13 protein-coding genes are annotated in these 15,574 nt (G+C 63.4%); 4 read left to right on the forward strand and 9 right to left on the reverse strand.

Annotated elements, in window-relative coordinates; translation table 11 throughout:
- Positions 1–478: 478 nt before the first annotated feature.
- The 8 genes from F3J19_RS14285 to F3J19_RS14320 all read right to left on the reverse strand — a co-directional run bounded on the left by F3J19_RS14285 (position 479) and on the right by F3J19_RS14320 (position 12,107).
- Positions 479–4,078, reverse strand: a complete 3,600-nt coding sequence (locus F3J19_RS14285) for a hypothetical protein (protein WP_167042344.1) — start codon at positions 4,076–4,078, stop codon at positions 479–481.
- A gap of 187 nt (positions 4,079–4,265) precedes the next feature.
- A complete protein-coding gene (locus tag F3J19_RS14290) occupies positions 4,266–5,591 on the reverse strand; it encodes a CocE/NonD family hydrolase (RefSeq protein WP_167042345.1) in 1,326 nt (441 codons plus the stop codon).
- A 604-nt stretch (positions 5,592–6,195) separates the two neighbouring features.
- Positions 6,196–6,651 (reverse strand): YchJ family protein, encoded by a 456-nt coding sequence (locus F3J19_RS14295; RefSeq protein WP_167042347.1) that lies wholly within the window; start codon positions 6,649–6,651, stop codon positions 6,196–6,198.
- A gap of 7 nt (positions 6,652–6,658) precedes the next feature.
- The gene (locus F3J19_RS14300) at positions 6,659–7,789 is read right to left on the reverse strand and encodes an acyl-CoA dehydrogenase family protein (protein WP_167042349.1); all 1,131 of its coding nucleotides are present in this window, start codon (positions 7,787–7,789) and stop codon (positions 6,659–6,661) included.
- 11 nt (positions 7,790–7,800) lie between these two features.
- Positions 7,801–8,478, reverse strand: a complete 678-nt coding sequence (locus tag F3J19_RS14305; protein WP_167042350.1) for an SDR family oxidoreductase — start codon at positions 8,476–8,478, stop codon at positions 7,801–7,803.
- 74 nt (positions 8,479–8,552) lie between these two features.
- Positions 8,553–9,761: an acetyl-CoA C-acetyltransferase gene (locus tag F3J19_RS14310; RefSeq protein ID WP_167042352.1), complete on the reverse strand. Its 1,209-nt coding sequence runs from the start codon at positions 9,759–9,761 to the stop codon at positions 8,553–8,555.
- A 72-nt stretch (positions 9,762–9,833) separates the two neighbouring features.
- On the reverse strand, positions 9,834–11,651 hold the full coding sequence (gene aceK, locus F3J19_RS14315; protein ID WP_167042353.1) for a bifunctional isocitrate dehydrogenase kinase/phosphatase: 1,818 nt from the start codon (positions 11,649–11,651) through the stop codon (positions 9,834–9,836).
- 51 nt (positions 11,652–11,702) lie between these two features.
- A complete protein-coding gene (locus F3J19_RS14320) occupies positions 11,703–12,107 on the reverse strand; it encodes a MerR family DNA-binding transcriptional regulator (protein ID WP_167042355.1) in 405 nt (134 codons plus the stop codon).
- 159 nt (positions 12,108–12,266) lie between these two features.
- Here F3J19_RS14320 and F3J19_RS14325 point away from each other — a divergent pair, with 159 nt between their 5' ends.
- On the forward strand, positions 12,267–13,340 hold the full coding sequence (locus F3J19_RS14325) for an MBL fold metallo-hydrolase (RefSeq protein WP_167042356.1): 1,074 nt from the start codon (positions 12,267–12,269) through the stop codon (positions 13,338–13,340).
- Here the strand turns inward: F3J19_RS14325 and F3J19_RS14330 are convergent.
- Positions 13,327–13,761: a hypothetical protein gene (locus F3J19_RS14330; RefSeq protein WP_167042358.1), complete on the reverse strand. Its 435-nt coding sequence runs from the start codon at positions 13,759–13,761 to the stop codon at positions 13,327–13,329. The two genes, F3J19_RS14325 and F3J19_RS14330, sit on opposite strands and share 14 nt — an antisense overlap.
- Before the next feature lie 137 nt (positions 13,762–13,898).
- Between F3J19_RS14330 and F3J19_RS14335 the strand changes: the two genes are divergently transcribed.
- From F3J19_RS14335 to F3J19_RS14345, 3 genes are read left to right on the forward strand one after another with little or no spacing between them, the layout of a single operon-like run.
- Positions 13,899–14,372: a type VI secretion system tube protein Hcp gene (locus F3J19_RS14335; protein ID WP_167042360.1), complete on the forward strand. Its 474-nt coding sequence runs from the start codon at positions 13,899–13,901 to the stop codon at positions 14,370–14,372.
- A gap of 26 nt (positions 14,373–14,398) precedes the next feature.
- Positions 14,399–14,902, forward strand: a complete 504-nt coding sequence (locus tag F3J19_RS14340; RefSeq protein ID WP_167042362.1) for an STM2901 family protein — start codon at positions 14,399–14,401, stop codon at positions 14,900–14,902.
- Positions 14,874–15,263: a DUF1493 family protein gene (locus F3J19_RS14345; RefSeq protein WP_167042364.1), complete on the forward strand. Its 390-nt coding sequence runs from the start codon at positions 14,874–14,876 to the stop codon at positions 15,261–15,263. Before F3J19_RS14340 ends, F3J19_RS14345 begins: the two co-directional genes overlap by 29 nt.
- The last annotated feature ends 311 nt before the right edge of the window (positions 15,264–15,574 follow it).

Here is a 15,574-nt window from a genome sequence, read left to right on the forward strand (position 1 = left end):
GGAAGGTACTGCTGAATTGTCCAAAAAGGTACTCCAGGATGCTTTTTTGCCGCTGGCGCGCGAGGGTGTTTTTGAGCCCGATGGTTTTGAGCCCTTTTTCAGGGCTTTTTCGACGTGCCGATGGGACTGTTCGCACCACGGCACGCCGGCCTCGGCGCGCGCACGGGGTCGAGATTAGCGGTTTCTTTAATCGCGCGCATCAGCGACTTGAGGCGCGGTTTTCCTTGTGGCGCCGGGGTTTGGCGCCGTTCGGCGCAACTGGAATCACTTTGGGATCGAAGCCCGCCGATCGCTGCAGATGACGACGTCAAAGTAATGGGCCATGACCGGCGGGAATTGGGGGGAATGAGCGGAAATCGGCGGCGAGCAGGTTTTTTTCGGGCCGGCTGCTCGGCTGCGCCACATGATGCGCTCACATGAATCGCCGACAGGACAGCCGTGCCGGAACCGGCCGCATCGGGCACGCAGGCGGCGACGCTTACGCCTGCCTCGGCCACACGCCGTCGAGCCTGTCGGTGTCCTTGGGCGTGAGTTTGAGCGATTCGACTTCCCGTTCGCCGCGCGAGCCCTTCGTCGCCGTCATCTGCAAGCCCATGCGCAGGCCCACGGCCACCTGACGATCGTTGGCCTGCACGGCCATCAGCTCGGTCGGCAGCCAGGCGTTGTCGCTGCGAAGAAGCGCATCGCGCCGTTGCGTCAGGACGTCGATCTTGCCGCGCTCGTCCTCGCGATTGCGCGTCTTCAGCATCGCGATCTGGTCGTCGAGCGCATCGGCGCCGATCGCCGCGTGACTGCGCAGACGCCGCCGCGCGACAAAGCGAAGATTCTGCACCTCGTTGGCCGAGAGATCGGACAGATACTTCTCGATGCGCCGCCGCCCTCGCTCCATCGTCGCCGTCAGGTTGCCGCCCTCGGGCATCGGCTCGCCCGGCGCGACGCCGAACGTGAGCTGCCACGCCGGGTCTTCGCGCAAGGCTTTCTTGTAGTCGTTGAGACTCGAAAACTCGGTGTCGGCGAGCGAGGTGCGCGCCTGGAGCCTGCCGCCCTCGCGCACGAGCGTGGCCTTCGCCTGGTGAAAACCGTCGTAGATCGGTATTTCGAGCGACACCGCGTTCGGCGCGAACACCGAGACGCTCGCGATGTCGGTGGGGTCGGCGCCGCTGGCGCCGGTCTTCTCGACCTTGTCGCTGACGCTGAAGTTCGCACCCGCCTGGAACGTCACGCGATTGCCGCGCCCGAAGCGGTGCGATTCGATCTGCGTGTGACCGGCCTCGTCCTGCACGTCGAGCGTGGCCTTGTAGACGCGGTCGTGCGAAACGCCGACGATCCCGTTGGTGCGCGCCGACACCGTGCCCGTGCCGATCTTGAGCCCGGGCCGGAACGTCAACGATTCGCCGTGGTGGCGCACCGCGCCTTTCTGATTGTTCCAGGCGACGGAGAAATCGTCGTTGTTCAGAAACTGCTTGCCGAGATGGCCCCACAGTTCGTCGCCGCTGCGGCCGCGTCCGGCGTTGTCGAACAGATAGTTGTTGATCTGGGTGAGCTGTTCCTTGCTGCGGTCGTCGTCATAGGCATCTTTATCGCTGCGAAGACGGCGGGCCATGCTCAGATCGACCGTGCATTGCTCGGTGTCGTCCCACTCGTGCGCGGCTTCGAGGTTGCCCGCGAGGCGCGCCATGCCGAAATCGTGGCCGACCTGCAGGCCGGCACCCGCGCTCGCTCGCGCGCGCTTCTGCGTGCCGAAGCTGATCTTGTACGCGGGCGTCGAGCGGCTGTATTCGAGTACGGCCTGACGCCCGCGCGAGCTTTGCAGGTTCAGGCGCGGCGCGACCAGCGGGAGCGAGGCCGCTGCTGCGCTCACGCCTCGCGTGCTCAGACCGACTATGCCGCCTTCGGTCACGATGGCCTTGCCGCCGCCTTCGAGGTTGGCGATGATGCGCGCGCCCACGGCACGGTAATCCTCGTTCGTATCGCCGGCGGGCTTGATTGCCTTGCCGAGCGCAACCCGGTCGATGACGTCGAGCGCATGGTCCAGCGCATCGCTATTCGCGGTGCCGGTGCCTTTGGCGTAGGACTTGTGCCACTTGCGAAGCAGCTTCGCGTCGATGATGCCTGCTCCGCCGGGCAACTGCTTGCGGATCGCCTTGCGCGCGTCGTCGGCGTTGCCGCCGTTCTCCGGCGTGGCGAGCCGCGCGCGGAACGCCGCGAGCGCTTTCGCTTTGCGGCCGGCGCGAAACCCCGAGGCCGGCGCGCCGCCGGGCGTATCGAGATGCGTGCGCAGACGTTCGGCGATTTCGTCGATCACGCTGTCGTCGAGAGGGGCTTCGAACTTTCTTGCATCGCTGCCTTCGGGGCGACCGGCGAGCACCTGAAGCAGCGTGCGGCTCACGAGGTCGGAGACCGTACCGTCGCCCTTGACACCCGGCTCGCTCGCCGGGGCGCCGGACGCCGCGTTTTCACCCGTCGACAGCGCCCGGTTCAGTTCGTCGATCATCTTGCCAGTGGCCTTGTCGAGTGCCTGTTCGTCTTTGTCCCACGAGCCGAGGCCCGTGCCTTCGATGCCGCCCTGCATCGCCACGAGCGGGCTTTTGTTGAAGCCGAACGGCCGTCCAATCGATTTGTACCATTGGCGATTGAGGCCGCGCTGCCGGGCCACCGGCATCGCGCCGTCGCCGTGTTGGCCGTCCTGTTCGGGGCGAGTCGACGTCGCCCGCGGCACCGTTTGATTAAGGAAGCGTTCGAGGCGGTTCTTGCTCGCGGCGAGCGGTGTGCCGGCGCCGTCGGCAAAAAAGCCCTGACGGGCGGCAAGCAGCGCGCCCGCTTCGCGCGTGCTCATCTGCTCCAGATCGTTCACGCGCATCAGCTTCGTGGCCGCGAGAGCGATCGAGGCAAGATGCCGTTGGGTGTGGGCCGTGGTGTCGTTGCGCGCGGGTGCCGGGCTATTCAGAATGCGCTGCGCGCTTCGCTCGATGCTAGGCGGATCGGCGTCGAGCGGCGTGTGTCCGTTCGTCCGCGCGAGCAGCTCGGCGGCCTGAAGCCAGGCGCGCGGCGCGAAGCGTGCTTCGCCATCGCTGGGCCAATGCTGTCCCGCGATTTCGCGCAGGCTCTCGAAACCGCCCGCCGTCATGGACAGTTCCTGGGCGGCGCGCCAGGCGCGTGCTTCGAGGTTGCGTGTATCGAGGTCGTGTGTCTGAGTCGCGGGTGTCGAAGGCGCGCCGTCGTTGTCGCGCGACGCGAGGTGAATGTCGGCGATGTCGGCGCGCGGCGCGCTACGGGCGAAATCGTCGAAGACCGCCAGCATCGAGGCGTCAAGGGTGGTGGTGGGCGCGGGCGCCGGTGCCGCTGATGGTGCCGTTGCGGGCTGGCGCGGCTGGACCGCTGCGCCAGTGTCGAAACTCAGTCCCGCCTGCATGCGGCCGAACACCTGTTGCGCGATCTCAAGGTCTCCACCCGAAGCCGTTTCCAGCGCGCTCAACACCAACGCGCGCTGCATCGTCCGCACCTCGTGAAATTGCGAGTTGGGCAATTTCAACAGCGCCTCATCGATCTGGTCCGTCAGCCCTTCGAGTTGGTCTGGCTTCGCACGGGGGAAAAAGCGCACGGGCATCCGGCCGGTTTCGAGATCCTCGCTGGCCCCGAGATGCGCGGGGGCTGTGTTCATGACGCCCGGGTTCCCGCCTCGACGTGCATGGAAACTCTCCAGCGCTTTCTGCATGGAGTTCACGGGTTTGGGCGCTGCCGAGCGCCGATCGGGAAAGGCAAACTCGGCGGCCTGGCTCTCATCGCCGGCGACGACCGGCGGCATCTTCACCGCCTTGCTGGCATCGACGGTATGCGACGGCAGGACCGGTTTGCCCTTTGTGCTGAACCTGAAGAGCGATCCGAGGGTGACGTCGGCGGCCTTGTGCGTCACGTGCAGGCGCGGCTTCAGTCCTTCGAGCAAGCCGCCGCTCCGCTCAGGCGTGGGCGGTGCGGCCGGTCGGGAGGTGGACGCGGCGGAGGCGTTCTGCGGGGTGGCGCCTTGCAGTTGCGAGACTGCGGCATCCCTGCGGGAGGTGGGCTGGATCGGATTGTTCATGGGCGGTCGGAAGCAATAGCGGCATGCGGCCCACTATCGATTTGCCCGATGACGCTCCAGTGACCCGTGCGAAGCGAGCGCGCAAACAGCGAAGTTCCTTGTCCTAACTTATGCGCAGCAGATAGAGGGTGAAATTCCTCGTCTCGATTTATGCGAAACAGCTAGAAAGGCCGGCGCTACGCGCGCTTCACTCGCGGCTCGCAATGGCGTGCCGGCCATCGGCATCGGCCGTCGGCGCAGAACCGTTCGCATCCGCCGTCTGCGAAGCCTGGTTGTTCCACACGACGGCGTTGTCGACCGCATACAGGCGGCAGGGATCGGCGCTCTGCTTCTGGCAATTGTTGATCGCCACCGACATCGGATTGTCGCCGCCCTCGGCCCACGACCACGCGCCCGAATCCGACACCGCAAACGCGCGGCTCGGATACTGATGCAGGAAGTTGCGATAGCCGTCGCGGCCCGCCGCGTCGAGATACGGCACCGCATCGACCGCGTCGAGCGCGGCAAAGCCGGTGGCCTTCGGCGCGGACGGATCGGCCACGCGATACTGCACGGCCGTCGGCATGCCGGCGCGCGCGAGGAACGACTCGACGGCCGGCCACCACACGTGCACGCCGTCGCGATCGCCGACCAGCCGATGCGCGTCGTTCTTGTAGTTGCCGAAATCGACCATCTTCGCGCTCGCGCCGTGCGCGCCATAGGCGGCATACATGCCGGCGACGAGCGGCGCGTTCCAGACCGAGTCGTTGTCGCCGTACAGCCACAGCGACGGTACTTTGCTCTTTTCGCCATACGCGCCGAACGCGCGTGTCAGATTGCCCTGCCAGTCGGTGCAGGCGTCCTGGCGCAGGCCGCCCGAGAAATTGATCAGCGCGCGCACGCCCGGCGCGGCTTCGGTGCCGTAGGCGATCGTCGCGAGACCGCCGTGCGAGGTGCCGGCTACCGCGATATGCGCCGCGTCGACATACGATTGCTTTGCCATGTAGTCGATCGTGGCGGCCACGTCGCTCGCCTGGCCGAGACCGTTGAGTTCGACGTCGCAGCCGTCCTGCTCGTACACGCCGTCCGAATGGCCGAAGCCCTGGCGGTTCGGCGCGACCACCACGTAGCCGCGGCGGACGAATTCGCGTGCGAACGGCAGCGGGTCGCTGCGTTCCTGCAGGTGCGGATCGCCCGGAATCTTGCCGTGGTTGAACACGATCATCGGGAACGGGCCGGGGCCGTCCGGTTTGTAGATCGTCGTTTCGAGCGTGATCGAGCCATCCGCGTTGACCGGCACGCGGATGATCTGCTCGTTCAGGTGCGCGGTCGGCAGATAGGCGTCGTCGTCGAGCGCGATGCGCGGTACGCGGGCGCGCGTGAGCGGTCCGCCCTGGTTGTCGGTGAGCGGCGTGGCGTTCAGCTTGGACGAGGTCGACGCGTAGGAGAGCGGATCGGCATGTGCGATCGCGACAGCGCAAGTGGTCGCGGCGCAGACCGCCGCACACTTTTTCAGAACCTTGCTCAACACCATTGACGCACCTGCCTGAAAGACCTGTCCTGAACTCCGTGCGGTCCGTTCCTCGACAACGCTTGCTGACAGCCTGCTTTCGTCAGCGTTTTCGACAAACAGACTCACTCGCGTACGTTGTGCGCCAAGCGCACGCACGCCAATCGAGATCGCACGGGATGAACCCAACGGCCGACGCGACCCCACGCGCCGATGATGAGCGTCACTTCATGCACTGCGAACCGCCGCGGCTCGCGTTGACGTGGCGGCCGGCACGGTTTCCTGCGCATGTCGCGGAGCGGGTGTGACCCGCTCTCGCAAGGTGACGTCATGAAACAACGGACTCATCCTGGCACGACAATTTTGTTTTGTGCAATCAAGGAGAACCCGCGCCGCAGAAATTGCCGGACCCGCGCCGGGGCCCGCAAAGCCACGGCGGGCGGGCCTGGGCGCGGGATGGCAGCAAGTGGCGAACGATGGTCGGTTGCGTGCTGTGGTGCGAGGCCAACACGAAAAAAAGCCCTGATCGAGGGCTGTCGGTGCGGTGGTGTGCCGACCCTGGCGTCAGCCGGTGAAGGGGAAGAGAAAGGTTCGGCGCGCGCTGACGGCAATGCTGATGCGATGAGGCTTACTCGCTGACGTCGCCGTCGACGTAGCGCCAGCGGCCGTCGTCGCCGCGCACGAAGCGGCTCAGTTCATGCAGCCGATGCGCGCGTCCGCCCACCTTGTAGCGCGCGATGAACTCGACGGTTGCGTGATGCGCGTCGCTCTCGGCGAACGACTTGATCTGGAGTCCAAGCCAGCGCGGCGCGCCGGGCGCGTTGGGGGCCGCGTCGAGATCGGCGGGGCAGGTGCGCGCATCCCACGTCGCGCGCAGATAGTCGTTCGCGCCGAGCACGTAGGCGCTGTAGCGCGAGCGCATCAGTTCGAGCGCGCGCGGCGCCGTTTCGCCGCCGTCGATGTAGCGTCCACAACATTGCGCGAAGCGCGGCGCTCGCGTGGCGGCGCCGCTGCGTGGCTCGGGGGTGGCGCCGCCGCATGGGCAGTCGGCGGGTCGTTGCTGCGACAGCAATGGCTTGTTCATCGATATTTCAGTTCAGCGCGCGAGCGATCAGGATCTTCTGGATGTCGCTCGTGCCTTCGTAGATTTGACATACACGCACATCGCGGTAAATCCGCTCGACCGGGAAGTCGCTCAGATAACCGTAGCCGCCGTGAATCTGCAAGGCCGCCGAACAGATGCGCTCGGCGGCTTCCGAGGCGAACAGCTTGGCCATCGCGGCTTCGGTCAGGCAGGGTTGGCCGGCGTCCTTCAGCGAGGCCGCATGCCAGATCAGCTGACGCGCGGCTTCGAGTTGCGTCGCCATCTCGGCGAGACGGAACTGTACCGCCTGATGCGAAAAAAGCGGCGCGCCGAAGCTCTCGCGCTCCTTCGCATAGCCCAATGCCGCCTCGAACGCGGCGCGCGCCATGCCGACGCTTTGCGCGGCGATGCCGATGCGCCCGCCTTCGAGTCCCGACAGCGCGATCCGGTAGCCTTCGCCTTCGGCGCCGATCCGGTTCGCGGCCGGCACGCGGCAATTCTCGAAGACGATCTGCGCGGTATCCGACGAATGCTGGCCGAGCTTTTCTTCGATGCGCGCGACCCCGTAGCCGGGCGTATCGGTCGGCACGATGAACGCGCTGATGCCGCGCTTGCCCGCGGCTTTATCGGTGACGGCCATGACGATCGCCACCTGGCCGTTCCTGCCGCTCGTGATGAACTGCTTGACGCCGTTCAGCACGTAGCTGTCGCCATCGCGTGTGGCGGTGGTGCGTAGCGCCGAGGCGTCGGAGCCCGCCTGCGGCTCGGTCAGGCAGAACGCGCCGAGCATGTCGCCGCGCGCGAGCGGCGTGAGCCAGGCGCGTTTCTGCGCGTCGTTGCCATAGCTCAGGAGGATGCTGCACACGGGGCAGTTGTTGACCGAGATGGCAGTCGAGGTGCCGCCGTCGCCGGCCGCGATTTCTTCGAGAATCAAGGCGAGCGCAAGGGCGTCCATGCCCGCGCCGCCATAGGCTTCGGGCACGAGCACGCCATACGCGCCGAGTTCGGCGAGCTGGCGATGCACGTCGCGCGGAAACGTGCGTTCGCGGTCCCAGGCGGCCGCATAGGGCGTGATTGCTTCGCGCACGAAGGTGCGCAGCGCGTCGCGCACCATCAGGTGATCCTGATCGAGCACCATGGTCTAGTTCCTTACCAGTCGAGCTGTGTGCCGTCGTATTGAAAGAAGCGGCCGTGGAACGCGTCGCGCGCGGCCGCGGCTTGGGCGAGCACGTCGCGCATGCCGGCGACGCTGTGCGCCGGATCGAGCGCCGCCTGTGCGCCGCCCATGTCGGTGCGCACCCAGCCCGGATGCAGCGACACGCAGGTCGCGCGGCGCGTTTCGAGCGAGGCGAGCTTCAGCACGTCGTTCAGCGCGGCCTTGCTCGCGCGATAGAGCCAGCCGGTCGTGCCGGTTGCATCGGCGATGCTGCCCATATGGCTCGAAATCACCGCGAACACGCCGTTCGCATCTTCGACGAGCGGCAGCACGATCGGCATCAGTTGCATCGGGCCGCGCACGTTCGTGTGCATGACGTGATCGAAGTCTTCGGCCGTGATCGTTTCGATGCCTTCGGTGCGCGGGCCGTACACGCCCGACACGAGAATCGCCGCATCGAGCCGTTCGCCGTCGAGCTTCCAGCCGAACGCGGCGATTTCCTCGGGCGCGGTCACGTCGAGTGCGAAGGTTTCGGCGCCGAGTTCATTGAGCGCGTCGAGCGCGGCGCCGTCGCGCGCGGTGGCGAGCACGCGCCAGCCGCTCTTCCTGTACTGCCGTACGAATTCCTGGCCGATGCCGCGTGACGCACCGACGATCAACACTGTTTTCATCGCATTCCTCGCTTGTTTCTCATTCATTGCCGGCGCGGCTTCGGCGCCGTGAATCAGGTGTCGAAGCCGGCGCGTCAGACGAGTTCGATACCCATCGCCGTCGCCTCGCCGCCGCCGATGCACAGCGTCGCGACGCCGCGCCTGTCGCCGCGCTTGCGGAGCGCGCCGATCAGCGTGACGAGAATGCGCGCCCCCGAGGCGCCGATCGGATGGCCGAGCGCACATGCGCCGCCATGCACGTTGACCTTGTCGTGCGGCAAGCCGTGCTCCTTCATCGCGGCCATCGTGACGACCGCGAACGCTTCGTTGATCTCGTACAGATCGACCTCGCCGGCACGCCAGCCGTTCTTTCCGAACAGCTTATGGATGGCGCCGACCGGCGCGGTGGTGAACTTCGCGGGCTCCTGCGCGAAGGTCGAATGACCAACCACGCGCGCGAGCGGCGCGACGCCGAGCCGCTTCGCCGTCGATTCGCGCATCATCACGAGCGCGGCGGCGCCGTCCGAGATCGACGACGAATTCGCCGCCGTCACGGTGCCTGTCTTGCTGAACGCGGGCTTGAGCGTCGGGATCTTTTCGAGGTTGGCCTTGAACGGCTGCTCGTCGTGCGTGATCGTGACCTCGCCCTTGCGGCTCGCCACCTTGACCGGTGCGATTTCCCAGTCGAACGAGCCGTCCTCGTTCGCGCGCTTTGCGCGGTTCAGCGATTCGACCGCGAACGCGTCCTGCGCCTCGCGCGTGAAAGCGAACGATGCCGCGCATTCCTCGGCGAACGTGCCCATCAGACGGCCTTTTTCGTAGGCGTCTTCGAGGCCGTCGTAGAACATATGGTCGAGCACCTGGCCGTGGCCCATGCGCATGCCGCCGCGCGCCTTCGGCAGCAGGTACGGCGCATTCGTCATGCTCTCCATGCCGCCCGCGACGATCACGTCGAGCGAGCCGGCCGCGAGCATGTCGTGCGCGAACATCGCCGCGCGCATGCCCGAGCCGCACATCTTGTTGACGGTCGTGCAGCCGGTGGCGAGCGGCAAGCCCGCGCCGAGCGCGGCCTGGCGCGCGGGCGCCTGGCCGAGGCCGGCGGGCAGCACGCAGCCCATCACCACTTCGTCGATCTGCCCGGGTTTCAGGCCTGCGCGCTGCACGGCGGCTTCGATCGCGACCGCGCCGAGTTGCGGCGCGGCGAGTGCCGCGAAGTCGCCCTGAAAGCCCGCCATCGGCGTGCGCGCCGCGCTGACGATCACGATCGGATCGGCGTGGGCGCCGCTGGGGTTCGTCTCACTCATGGTTCTGCTCCTTGGTCATAGCCTGGATGGCTAGCGTCGCGCGTGGCCTGATGCGAATCCTCGTGAGATTTATCAGGCCACGCGCACGTCGGGTTCGTCGGCCTGCGTATCGGATACCTTACTGAAGCGCTCCGGATAGCGTACGCAAAAGCGCACGCTCTGGTCATACGGGAAAAAGTCGGGCAGCTCGCCCTTCAGCAGATGATCCTTGTGCCTTTGCCACAACGCCGGATCGAAGAAGTCCGCGTGATGCTGCATGAACGAGCGGCGCACGCGCGGATCGCCGAGCAGAAACGTGCCGTACGTCTCCGGGAAAATATCGTGCGGACCGATCGCGTACCACGGCTCGCCCGACATTTCGTCTTCCTCGTTGCGCGGCGGCGGCACCACGCGCACGTTGCAGTCGGTCAGGTATTCGATCTCGTCGTAGTCGTAGAACACGACGCGGCCATGACGCGTGACGCCGAAGTTCTTGTACAGCATGTCGCCGGGGAAGATGTTCGCCTGAATCAGTTCCTTCACCGCGTCGCCGTATTCCTTGATGCCGTGTTCGACGTCGTCGTCGTTGCCGTTCTGCAGGAACAGGTTCAGCGGCACCATGCGCCGCTCGATGTACATATGGCGGATCACGAGGTTCGCGCCCTCGTATTCGATCAGCGAGGGCACTTCCTTTTCGAGTTCGCGCAGGAGCGTTTCGTCGAGCCGCGAAAGCGGCAGCGCGACGCTCGAATATTCGAGCGTGTCGGCCATGCGGCCGAGGCGATCGTGGCGCTTGACGAGCTGATACTTCTCCTGGATCTGCGCGCGCGTGGTGTCCTTCGGCGGCGGGAAGTTGTCCTTGATGAGCTTGAAGACGTACGGAAACGACGGCAGCGTGAACACGAGCATCACGAGTCCCTTGATGCCGGGCGCGATGATGAAGTGATCGCTCGAATGCGAGAGGTGATGCAGCAGATCGCGATAGAACAGGTTCTTGCCCTGCTTCTGCAGGCCGAGCGACGTGTAGATTTCCGCTTTCGGCTTGCCCGGCATGATCGTGCCGAGAAACTCGACGTAGGCCGACGGCACTTCCATGTCGACGAGAAAATACGAATGCGAGAAGCTGAAGATGATGAGCAACTGCTCGCGCCTGAGCAGCACCGTGTCGAGTGCGAGCACGCCCGGCTTCACATGACGCAGCGGCAGCGCGAACGGCAGCAGCGCGTCGCCGTTGATGATGCGCCCGACGATATGCGCCGACTTGTTGCGATAGAACAGCGACGAGAGCACGTGAATCTGGAAGTTCGGCGCTTCGTCGAACACGCCGAACGCGTCGTGGATCGACTGCATCACGCAGCCAACGTCGCGCTGCAGGTCCTCGAACGGCGGATCGAGCTGGAAGTTCGTGACGATCCGTTCGAGCGTCGCCGCGAGGCCATCCTTGCCGGGGTAGTACGCGCGATAGGTCGGCTTTGCAGCGGGCTCGTCGTTCTCGATGTACTCGGTCGAGATCGCCGGGCGCACGAAAATGAAATCGTTGTTGAAATACGAGCGGTGCAGAATCTTGCAGCACACCGAATTGAAGAACGTTTCCGCGCATTCGGGCTGCCGGTGCGTGGTGAGCAGGCCGATGTAATGCAGCTTGATCTGCTGCCACACTTCGCTGTCGATGTTCTCCGCGTCGTATTCGTCTTCGAGCAGTTCCACGCATTCCTGCACGCGATCGTCATAGGACGTGATGCGATCGCGCGCGAGCTTTTGCAGACCGTGCCAGTCGCCCGCTTCGAAAAGCGTTTTCGCGTGAATCGCGGCGTCGCGAAAGACCCGGTAGTGGCGGTCGAACCCTTCGAGCATCGTCTGTGCGACGTCGAAACCGATTTGCGACGACAACAGCTTGGGGAAGTGATTCATGAGACGCGGGCTCCGCGAACGCGAGTCAAGGTCGGAAAAACTCAGGTCATCTCAGGCAGGTTTCGCGCTGCGCTGGCCGTGCTCCAGCAACTCGCGCGCTTGTGTTTCATATTGCACGAGGTCTTCGAGCGTCGCGTCGAGATCTTCGCGCTGACGTTCGAGTACTTCGCGATGACGCGCCACCGTGGCGAGAAACGCTTGCAGTTGCGGCACGGTGTCGGTCGGCGATTCGTAGACGTCGAGCAGATCGCGAATTTCCGACAGCGTAAAGCCAAGCCGTTTGCCGCGCAGCGTCAGTTTGAGCCGCGTTCTGTCGCGGCCCGAATAGACGCGCCGCAAGCCGCTCGATCCTTCGCGGCTCGGCGAGAGTAAACCCTGATCTTCGTAGAAACGGATCGCGCGTGGCGTGACGTCGAATTCCCGTGCGAGTTCGGTGATCGTGTATTGCGTGTTCATCGGGACATCTCGTGGCCGGATGGCCGGGCACAAAACCGGATTGGACGATAGAATCGACGTTTACGTTATCGTCAAGCTGAACGGAACGCAACCACAACCACGCCGGGCGGCATCGCACACCTCGCCATGCCGGACGGCCGCCGGAGGAAGACAGTCCCCATGAATGCACTCGAACACCAACTCCAATACCCATTCAACGACACGCTGCCCGACGCGGGCAGCACGATGGAAGTCGCGCCGGGCGTGCTGTGGCTACGTATGCCGCTGCCGTTCGCGCTCGACCATATCAACCTGTGGCTGCTGCGCGATGAAATCGACGGGCAACAGGGCTGGACCGTGGTCGATTGCGGCATCACGTCGGACACGATCAAGGCGAATTGGGAGCGTGTGTTCGAGTCGGTGCTCGACGGCCTGCCGGTGTTGCGCGTGATCGTCACGCATTGTCACCCGGACCATATCGGCCTCGCGCACTGGGTGTGCGGCGGCGGCGAGAAACAGCGCTGGGACGCGCGACTGTGGATGACGCTCGGCGAATACATGCAGGCGCGCGTGATGGCAACCGGCGACGGTTCGAACGCGGGCGGCGAGGCGGCGGCGCGGCACTTCGCGCGGCATGGCCTGAACGACGACGAATCGCTCGACAAACTGCGCAATCGCAAGAGTTATTACTCGAGCCTCGTGCCGGCGATTCCGGGGCAATACCGGCGTCTGCGCGAAGCCGAGGACGTGAGGATCGGCGGCAGAACGTGGCGTGTCGTGACGGGCTTCGGTCATTCGCCCGAGCATTGCGCGCTGCATTGCGAAGAGACCGGCACGCTGATTTCCGGCGACATGGTGCTGCCGCGCATTTCGACGAACGTGTCGGTGTTCGATATCGAGCCAGAGGGTTCGCCGCTGGAGCTGTATCTGGAATCGCTCGGCCGCTACGAGACGATGCCGGAAGCGACGCTCGTGCTGCCTTCGCATGGCAAGCCGTTTCGCGGCGTGCGCACGCGCATTCGCCAGTTGCGCGAGCATCACGACGCGCGGCTCGCCGAGGTGCGCGAAGCGTGCGCGGAGAAACCGCGCAGCGCCGCCGACATCGTGCCGCTGATGTTCAAGCGCCAACTCGATATTCATCAGATGACGTTCGCGATGGGTGAGGCGCTCGCGCATTTGCATCTGCTGTGGCGTGCGGGGGAGTTGAAGCGCACGCAGGATGCGGATGGGGTGATTCGTTTTACGGCGGCGTGATCTGGGCTTGGATCGCGTTTTGGATTGATGGGGCGAGGGGAGTGCCCGCGTGTGTGGCGGGCTTTTTGGATAATTCAGCACAGCCTTGCAGTGTTCGTTTGATTTGCCTGCATGGAGCGCGGGCCGGCGCCGTATAGGCGTAGAAAGCATTCCACATCAGCTTCGAGAGCGCCGATAGGCTTTCCTTCATCGCCGGGGCGTAATTGGCCTGAGCCTCGATAATCGTGCCGTCGATGCGCGATTTGCATCCGACTGGTATTCCGTCTCGTCGATCGTCACGATTGTGCCTTTGAGCGGCAGCGCGTCGCTTATTCCTTGAAGCAAAAACAAAAAAAACAAAGTAAACGCTGCTTCGTTGAGATTGCAACGCTTCCATCACTCTTGGCAACGTCTCATGCCATTTCCTTGGAAATTTTTCCACGGGTGATCGTTTTTTCGGAGTTCTCCGATATCAATACTGTTCGCAATGCTCTGGAATGACTGGGGAGACATGGCTAGCCGAGTGTGCACGCAGTCTCTGCACAGCATGAACCGTCCTCATCGCTTTGGAGTTTCCGAATGGCGCACGATATTTTTATCAAGATCAACGGCATTGACGGCGAATCACAGGATCTAACACATCGCGACGAAATCGAAGTGCTTGGCTGGAACTGGAGCGCGAGTCAGCAGTCCAGAACGCGCTCCTGTTCTGGCAGCGTGGCAAAGGTCAGTGCTTCCGCGTTGAGCTTCACTCACATGATCGACACGGCAAGCCCGAATCTTGCGAGCTACTGTTTTCAGGGGAGGCATGTTCCCAACGTCGTGCTTACCATGCGTAAAGCAGGTGACATTCCTCTTGAATATTTGAAAATCACGATGTTTGACGTGATCGTGACGCGCGTCGAGCTAGCAGCAGGAGCCGGATTGGCATTGGAACATGTGGCACTGTCTTTTGTGCAAATGAAGAAGGAATACGCAGTGCAGAGCCCGATCGGTGTGAGTCAAGGCGCTGTGACCGCGCTGATTGATGTGAAACGGAACAGCGTTAGTTGATGCCGGGTTAAGGACTAGAAGCGACAATGAACGATTACGAACGCCTTATAAATGATGCTCTAACGGAAAAACCTCTCGCTTATAGCTATGGTGGAAAATCCGTAGATGCTCAAACGCTTTTCCTCTGCATAACGGTCGAGGAAACCTGCAAATATTTTGAATTAAAGGACTATAGCGGTGTGACGGCCGTAACGATGATTCTGCTTGGCCGTCCGTGGATTCCAACCCGCTCGAAACCTGGGGGAGCAACGGCCGGAACATCAATTGCATCGCTTGTTCTCCGGGTCCTTGTTGATGTCAATTTTGAAAAGGCTATCCTGCCTACGCTTACATCGAGATCGGTTCGGCGATTCCAATTCTCGATGACAAGAAATTTGGGAGCGTTCATTGGGCGCTGGATTCCATGGCTCGGTGCAACACTCGCAGTCTACGATGTGGTGAAAATAGTCATTCTTTCCGTGATGCGCTACAACCAGATTGTCAACGAAGAGGATCGGATAAATGACGCGACAGCGGGAAGCTTCGGTTGAGCTGGAGCAATTCTTTCACAAAGAAGTTGGCATCCCCGATGGTAAAAAAATCTTCTCTTCAAGCGTCATAGAAGATGATTTCGGCATAACGGGTGACGATGCCAATCAATTAATGGAAGATTTTTTTGAGCAATTCCACGTCGCGCGCGGCGACTATGATTTTCACCGGTACTTTGAAATTGAGGCATCGGGGTTCCCGATTCCTTTTCTTGACAGGTGGATCCGCAAGAAAATCCTGGGCGATCGCCTGTATGAGAAGCAAACTCTGACCATTGCGATGCTTCAGCATGCAATAGAGCTTGGTGTGTGGGATAGCCAACGCTTACGCGAGCGGGAAAGTCAGCGTAAAAGCAGTGATTGAAATCCCCGCCGCTTTTTCCGTCAACCCCGATTCTTGACCAACGTTCGGCGGCGCGCCAAACCGCCATCCTTTCCACCCGAACCCGCCATTCCCCTTACATCCCGCCAGTCGACAGATAGGTGTTTACGCCAGGCAGGCGCGGGCGCCGTGACCTCTTCTCCCTGCGCTTCAACTTCGCATCAGCCCGTGCTGGCGGTCCCGCAGCCCTGAATCCCCGCATTTTTCAGGTAGCGGTTGCAGAGGAACCGCACGGCACTCCGCATGCCCCACACCGCAAAAAATCAATTTCGAGCACTTGCTTTTATCGCCAT

It is taken from the genome of Burkholderia sp. Ax-1724, from assembly GCF_011752995.1.
Lineage (GTDB): Bacteria > Pseudomonadota > Gammaproteobacteria > Burkholderiales > Burkholderiaceae > Paraburkholderia.

Excerpts from the sequence above, each read along its gene's own strand:
- F3J19_RS14285 (WP_167042344.1), bottom strand. The coding sequence starts at position 4,078 with ATGAACAATCCGATCCAGCCCACCTCCCGCAGGGATGCCGCAGTCTCG.
- F3J19_RS14290 (WP_167042345.1), bottom strand. The coding sequence starts at position 5,591 with ATGGTGTTGAGCAAGGTTCTGAAAAAGTGTGCGGCGGTCTGCGCCGCG.
- F3J19_RS14295 (WP_167042347.1), bottom strand. The coding sequence starts at position 6,651 with ATGAACAAGCCATTGCTGTCGCAGCAACGACCCGCCGACTGCCCATGC.
- F3J19_RS14300 (WP_167042349.1), bottom strand. The coding sequence starts at position 7,789 with ATGGTGCTCGATCAGGATCACCTGATGGTGCGCGACGCGCTGCGCACC.
- F3J19_RS14305 (WP_167042350.1), bottom strand. The coding sequence starts at position 8,478 with ATGAAAACAGTGTTGATCGTCGGTGCGTCACGCGGCATCGGCCAGGAA.
- F3J19_RS14310 (WP_167042352.1), bottom strand. The coding sequence starts at position 9,761 with ATGAGTGAGACGAACCCCAGCGGCGCCCACGCCGATCCGATCGTGATC.
- aceK (WP_167042353.1), bottom strand. The coding sequence starts at position 11,651 with ATGAATCACTTCCCCAAGCTGTTGTCGTCGCAAATCGGTTTCGACGTC.
- F3J19_RS14320 (WP_167042355.1), bottom strand. The coding sequence starts at position 12,107 with ATGAACACGCAATACACGATCACCGAACTCGCACGGGAATTCGACGTC.
- F3J19_RS14325 (WP_167042356.1), top strand. The coding sequence starts at position 12,267 with ATGAATGCACTCGAACACCAACTCCAATACCCATTCAACGACACGCTG.
- F3J19_RS14335 (WP_167042360.1), top strand. The coding sequence starts at position 13,899 with ATGGCGCACGATATTTTTATCAAGATCAACGGCATTGACGGCGAATCA.
- F3J19_RS14340 (WP_167042362.1), top strand. The coding sequence starts at position 14,399 with ATGAACGATTACGAACGCCTTATAAATGATGCTCTAACGGAAAAACCT.
- F3J19_RS14345 (WP_167042364.1), top strand. The coding sequence starts at position 14,874 with ATGACGCGACAGCGGGAAGCTTCGGTTGAGCTGGAGCAATTCTTTCAC.